The organism is Desulfurella sp. (assembly GCF_023256235.1).
In the GTDB taxonomy this organism is placed as follows: Bacteria; Campylobacterota_A; Desulfurellia; order Desulfurellales; family Desulfurellaceae; genus Desulfurella.
In genome coordinates this window covers 1-5,132 of record NZ_JAGDWY010000031.1, presented here as the reverse complement: position 1 = coordinate 5,132, position 5,132 = coordinate 1, and the positions used below count along the sequence as shown (strand labels likewise).

At 30.2% G+C, this 5,132-nt stretch carries 7 protein-coding genes; 6 read left to right on the top strand and 1 reads right to left on the bottom strand.

Going from position 1 to position 5,132, the window contains the following annotated elements:
- On the top strand, window positions 1-780 hold a 780-nt coding region (locus Q0C22_RS03195; RefSeq protein ID WP_291490623.1), incomplete at its 5' end, for a DnaJ C-terminal domain-containing protein.
- Window positions 781-793: 13 nt separating this feature from the next.
- Window positions 794-1,168, top strand: a complete 375-nt coding sequence (locus Q0C22_RS03190; RefSeq protein ID WP_025391807.1) for a MerR family transcriptional regulator — start codon at window positions 794-796, stop codon at window positions 1,166-1,168.
- Here the strand turns inward: Q0C22_RS03190 and Q0C22_RS03185 are convergent.
- Entirely contained in the window at window positions 1,165-1,908 is a 744-nt protein-coding gene (locus Q0C22_RS03185; protein ID WP_291490622.1) for a sulfite exporter TauE/SafE family protein, read from the bottom strand. The two genes, Q0C22_RS03190 and Q0C22_RS03185, sit on opposite strands and share 4 nt — an antisense overlap.
- 106 nt (window positions 1,909-2,014) lie before the next feature.
- Here Q0C22_RS03185 and thiM point away from each other — a divergent pair, with 106 nt between their 5' ends.
- The 4 genes from thiM to tsaB form a co-directional block, all read left to right on the top strand.
- Complete coding sequence (thiM, locus tag Q0C22_RS03180) at window positions 2,015-2,806, top strand: hydroxyethylthiazole kinase (protein ID WP_291490621.1); 792 nt, start codon at window positions 2,015-2,017, stop codon at window positions 2,804-2,806.
- Entirely contained in the window at window positions 2,803-4,305 is a 1,503-nt protein-coding gene (locus tag Q0C22_RS03175) for a 3'-5' exonuclease (protein WP_291490620.1), read from the top strand. The genes thiM and Q0C22_RS03175 overlap by 4 nt, the downstream gene beginning before the upstream one ends.
- A gap of 8 nt (window positions 4,306-4,313) precedes the next feature.
- Window positions 4,314-4,778 carry a hypothetical protein gene (locus Q0C22_RS03170; RefSeq protein WP_092129249.1) on the top strand — a complete coding sequence of 155 codons (465 nt, stop codon included), beginning with the start codon at window positions 4,314-4,316 and terminating at the stop codon, window positions 4,776-4,778.
- Window positions 4,756-5,132: tRNA (adenosine(37)-N6)-threonylcarbamoyltransferase complex dimerization subunit type 1 TsaB (gene tsaB, locus Q0C22_RS03165; RefSeq protein ID WP_291490619.1), on the top strand; the 377-nt coding region annotated here is incomplete at its 3' end. The genes Q0C22_RS03170 and tsaB, both read left to right, overlap by 23 nt.

The following is a 5,132-nucleotide window of genomic DNA, read 5'->3' as shown; positions in this document are numbered from 1 at the left end:
TTAGCAAGAAAATACCATCCAGATTTAAACCCAAACAATAAAGAAGCAGAAAAAAAATTTAAAGAAATTAATGAAGCATATTCTATTCTTTCAGATAAAGAAAAGAAAGCTCAGTACGATCAATTTGGATTTAGTGGCTTTAGTGGAGATAGCGGTAATCAGGATTTTGGCAATTATCGATATACTTACTATTCCAATAATGCGGATTTTGATATCGGTGATATTTTTAATCTCTTCAAAAGAGGCTCAAAAAGTTCAAGTGATTTTAGAGGGTTTGGAGGTTTTTCATTCTTCGACGATTTTCAAAGAGAAGATGCCGATGTTACATACACCATAACTTTAGACTTTGATCAAGCCCTAAAAGGCGATATTATTACATTAAATATTGATAATGAATTAGTAAAGGTCAAAATTCCCGCAGGCACAGTTGACGGCACCAAACTAAAAGTAAAAGGCAAGGGTAAAAAAACAGCTACAGGTAGAGGAGACTTACATCTAATAGTTAATGTAAAACCAGATCCAAATTTTTACATAAAAGATGGCAAACTGTACACAGATGTTGAAGTTCCACTTAAAACTGCGTTACTTGGCGGTAGCGTTGATGTTAAAACACCACAAGGGTATGTTACAATCAAAATACCAAAGGGTACTCAAACAAATACTGTATTTAAAATTCCAAATAAGGGTTTAAAAAATGATGCTTTATATGCAAGAGCTATTGTAAAAATTCCTCAAAACCTATCAAAAGAACAAGAAGAAATTTTAAGCAAGGCTTTATAGGAAGGAGAGATTTATGAGATTTAGAAAAGATGTATATAGCATTGGCATGTTTTGCAAAATTGTTGATATTCATCCTCAAACATTAAGAGAATATGAAAAAAGTGGAATAATAAAACCCAAAAGAACAAAGGGCAATGTAAGGTTTTTTACAGATGAAGACATTGAAGATGTTAGATTTATAAAAGAAATGACAAAAACTTTGGGCGTTAATTTAGCCGGTGTTGATATTATTATGAGATTAAGAAATCAGATAAAAGACTTAGAAAAACTCGTAGAAGAATTATACAAGCAAATTCAAGAATTAAATGCTAAAGAAAATACTACTTTGCCTGTTGTAAAAGAAGAGGCAAAAAAACCAAATGTTATAGAAATTAAAATAGAAACTTAGGAAAAAAACATTTTAAGCGAAGCAAATAAAATTGCTGCAAAAAGCAAATACTTTACCCACACAATTTCATTTAGAACCATATAACGCGCACCAAAACTTGAACCTATGGCGCTACCAATAGCTAAAACGAAACCGATTTTCCAATCTACCTGGTTATGGGCTGCAAAAATAAGCAGTGAGGCAATCGTATAAACCGCAATAATAGCAACTTTTGCCGCATTTGTTTTGACTATGTCAAATCCTTCCAAAAACATTAAAGCACTAATAAAGAAAAAACCTACGCCAGCTTGCAAAAAACCACCATAAAAACCAATAAAGAAAAAAGTTAAATAAGATAAAATGTTGCTTTTTTTTGTAGCTATCTGGTTTTTTTTCCATACATCCTTTTTTAAAACAATAAAACTACCCATTAAAATTATTAGTACAGCAGCAATTTTTTTTAATAAACTTTCATTTATCTGAACAACAACAAGTGTGCCACAGATTGCACCAAGTGTTGCTGGAATTGACAAAATGAAAGACCGCTTTAGAATATGAACTTTATTTTTTTTGAAACTATATGTAGCTGCTAAATTTTGAATTAAAATGGATACTCTATTGGTACCATTTGCAACATCGATACTTAATCCCAAAAACGTCAAAAGTGGTAGGGTTAACGTAGAACCACCACCTGCCATTACATTTAAAAAACCGGTAAGTACACCAACTAGAAATGTAAGTAAAACTTTTAAAATATCCACATATTTATTATAGATATTTAATTAATTATTGTCAAACTATTAGGTTTTGCTAAATAAATTGACATTTTGGTAAATCTTTAGTATTTTGGTTAACAGGAGGAATAATATGGAAGAATTTTCTAAAATTATTACAGAAATCAGACAAAAAAACCCTCTTGTTTACAATATAACGAATTTTGTAGTGACAAATATTAGCGCCAATGCATTATTAGCGCTAGGCGCAAGCCCAATTATGTCTTATGCTAAGCAAGAAGCTATAGATTTAATAAAAATAAGCTCTGCATTACTTATAAATATGGGCACACCTACACCGGATATAATAGAAACAATGCTAATTGCTGCAAAAGCAGCCAATAAAGGATCTATACCTGTAGTTTTTGACCCAGTTGGTGTTGGCGCAAGCAAATTTAGAAATGAGATTGCTCAAGAAATTTTATCTAAAGTCAAAACTGATATAATCAAAGGAAACGCTTCAGAAATTGCTAATTTATGTGGAGTAAATATACAAACAAAAGGAGTAGAATCCAACACTTATATAGAAAACATCGCAGACCTTGCAAAGGATTTAGCAAAAAAACACAATTGCATTGTATGTGCAACTGGCAAAACAGATATTGTTTCAGATGGTAATAAAGTGTATGCATGTGAAAACGGACATGAATTTTTAACTAAAATTACAGGTTCTGGTTGTATTTTGGGCTCGATTACTGCTGCAGCAGCTGGCGTTTGTAATGATTACTTAAAAGCTACAGTAGCTTCTTGTTTAATAGTTGGTATATCAGGAGAAATTGCCGCTTCAAAATCAAATTTACTTGGAAATTTTCAAGTTGAATTTTTTAATGCTCTATCTACTTTTGAACCAGAAAACTTTAAAAACGCATTGTATAAAGTATTGTGAAGTTAGGCATACACTTATCAATTGAGCATTCAATAATTCAATTACCTATTTTGTGCAAAACATATAAACTAGATTGTTTTCAATTTTTTACAAAAAGCCCTCGCAGATGGAGTCAAAAATTAATAGATGATGAAACTGCAAATGCTTTTAAGCAAAATATGTCCCTATACAATATAAACCCAGAAAATGCATTTATACATTGCTCTTACCTGATAAACCCAGCAAATCCTACATCTCAAACATACAACGAACTTGAAACCGAGTTTGAAAACGCATATAAGCTTGGAGTATATAATTTAGTTTTACATCCTGGCTCATGTAAAGGTCCAGATTGCTTGCAAAAAGTTGCACAAACCATAAAACCAATTTTAAGTCAATTTTCAGATATTACTCTTTTACTTGAAAATACAACACGTATAGGAAAAAATCTTTACTCCGATATTTCTGGAGTAGAACCTGTTATAAAGGAATTTGCAACAAATAGAGATGAAGCTTACTTTGTATCAAATCAAATAAAAAATATCTTAAAGCAAAACGATAATTCAAGTGTAGCGGTTCTTTATAGGAATAACAATTTATCAAAACTTTTTGAAGAATATTTTATGCAGTTTGGTATTGCTTATAAAAAAATCGGAGCTCACAAATTTTTTGATAAAAAAGAAATAAAAGACATATTAAGTTTTATTAAAATTGCGTATAACGAGAAAGATGATGTTTCTTTTATCCGTTCCATTGGAAATTTTGGAGGTATTGGCTTAAAAACAATAGATGACATTAAAAAGATAGCAATTGATTTAAATACAAACCTATTTATAGCAGCAAGCACACTCACGCAAAAAAAATATGCAAAAGTTGCTAGATTTATTGAATTTGTAAAAATTTTGCAAAAAAAACTTCAATTTGGTAATATTAGCGAGTGTTTAAAGTTTGTATTTGATGAAGTGTTTTCAGATAAAAACTTTTACAGGCAAGATGTAAGACAATCAAATATTGATGAACTTATTGAATTTGCAAAAAATATGGATATTGAATCTTTTATGGAAAATGCAAGCTTATATGATTACTCTCAAAGTATAGATGGAGAAAATAATTTATTTTTGCAAAATGTAAGTCTTATGACAATCCACGCAGCTAAAGGTTTAGAATTTGATCATGTTTTTATTGTTGGGCTAAATGAAGGTATTTTGCCTAGCTTATACCAAGATTCAGTTATAGAAGAAGAAAGACGCATAATGTATGTAGGTATTACAAGGGCTAAGAAAACTTTATATTTAAGTTATTATTTGTCTGATTTTCGAAATAATTTTATACCATCTCGCTTTTTAAAGGAAATAGCTATAAACAAAATTCAATTTAAAAGGTATAAGATTGGAGAAACCATTAACCATAAGGATTTTGGCAAAGGAATTATTTTGAATGTAAAAGAAAAACCATTAGAATTAAAAGTAAATTTTTTTAAGTATGGTTTAAAAATTTTAACAGAAAATGATATTTTTTAGGAGGCACAATGGCAGATAGTATTCAGGAAAGATTTACAAAACTTAATACGAATTTAGTTTTTCATAGTATTAGACTTTATAAACTCGAAGCTAACTTTGATGATGAAAAAATTAATGTTTCAATGGAAGAATCGAAAGTTTTTATTGACAAAAATGCATATTATCAGGTTATAGCAGATAATCATGTAAGAGTTTTTCAGGAATTTTTTTTTAAGGTAGCACTCCAAAATAACCCTGATGACGTTTTGATCAGGATTAATCCGGTTTACATTTTAGATTTCCAGGTAGGTGGTCCCATGGATGACGAGATTTTTAAGATTTTTGCTGATTCCACTGTTTTAGTTGATAGCTGGCCGTATTTTAGAGAAATTGTACAGTCTACATTGCTTAGGATGGGTTTGGCACCTGTGGTATTACCGCCAATAAATTTTAACCCGTTTGTAAATATTGATGCAAGCGCCAGCACAAAATAATAATAATATTGCTTTTGCAATTGACGGATCATCCGAATCGCTTAGTATGGCTTTTTTCAAAGATGAATCATTGATTGATTCTATCTTTATAGAAAAAGCCATACATTCTGTTGCAATTATTTCTACATTTGATGCTTTATTAAAAAAAAACAATTTGAATTTGTCCGATATCAAAAGCCTGTATGTAACAATTGGTCCTGGAAGATATAGTAGCCTTAGAGTTACACTTTCTACTATAAAAGGTTTGTTTTTTGGATTTTGTGGTCTAGTGTACTGCATAAATTCTATTGATTTAATAGCTGCAAATTGCTATAATAAAAACTCTATAGTGGTTATAAAAAAAACATCTAAAGG

Bases quoted from the DNA above. Each gene is read 5' to 3' on its own strand.
- Q0C22_RS03190 (WP_025391807.1), top strand. From the start codon at position 794: ATGAGATTTAGAAAAGATGTATATAGCATTGGCATGTTTTGCAAAATT.
- thiM (WP_291490621.1), top strand. From the start codon at position 2,015: ATGGAAGAATTTTCTAAAATTATTACAGAAATCAGACAAAAAAACCCT.
- Q0C22_RS03170 (WP_092129249.1), top strand. From the start codon at position 4,314: ATGGCAGATAGTATTCAGGAAAGATTTACAAAACTTAATACGAATTTA.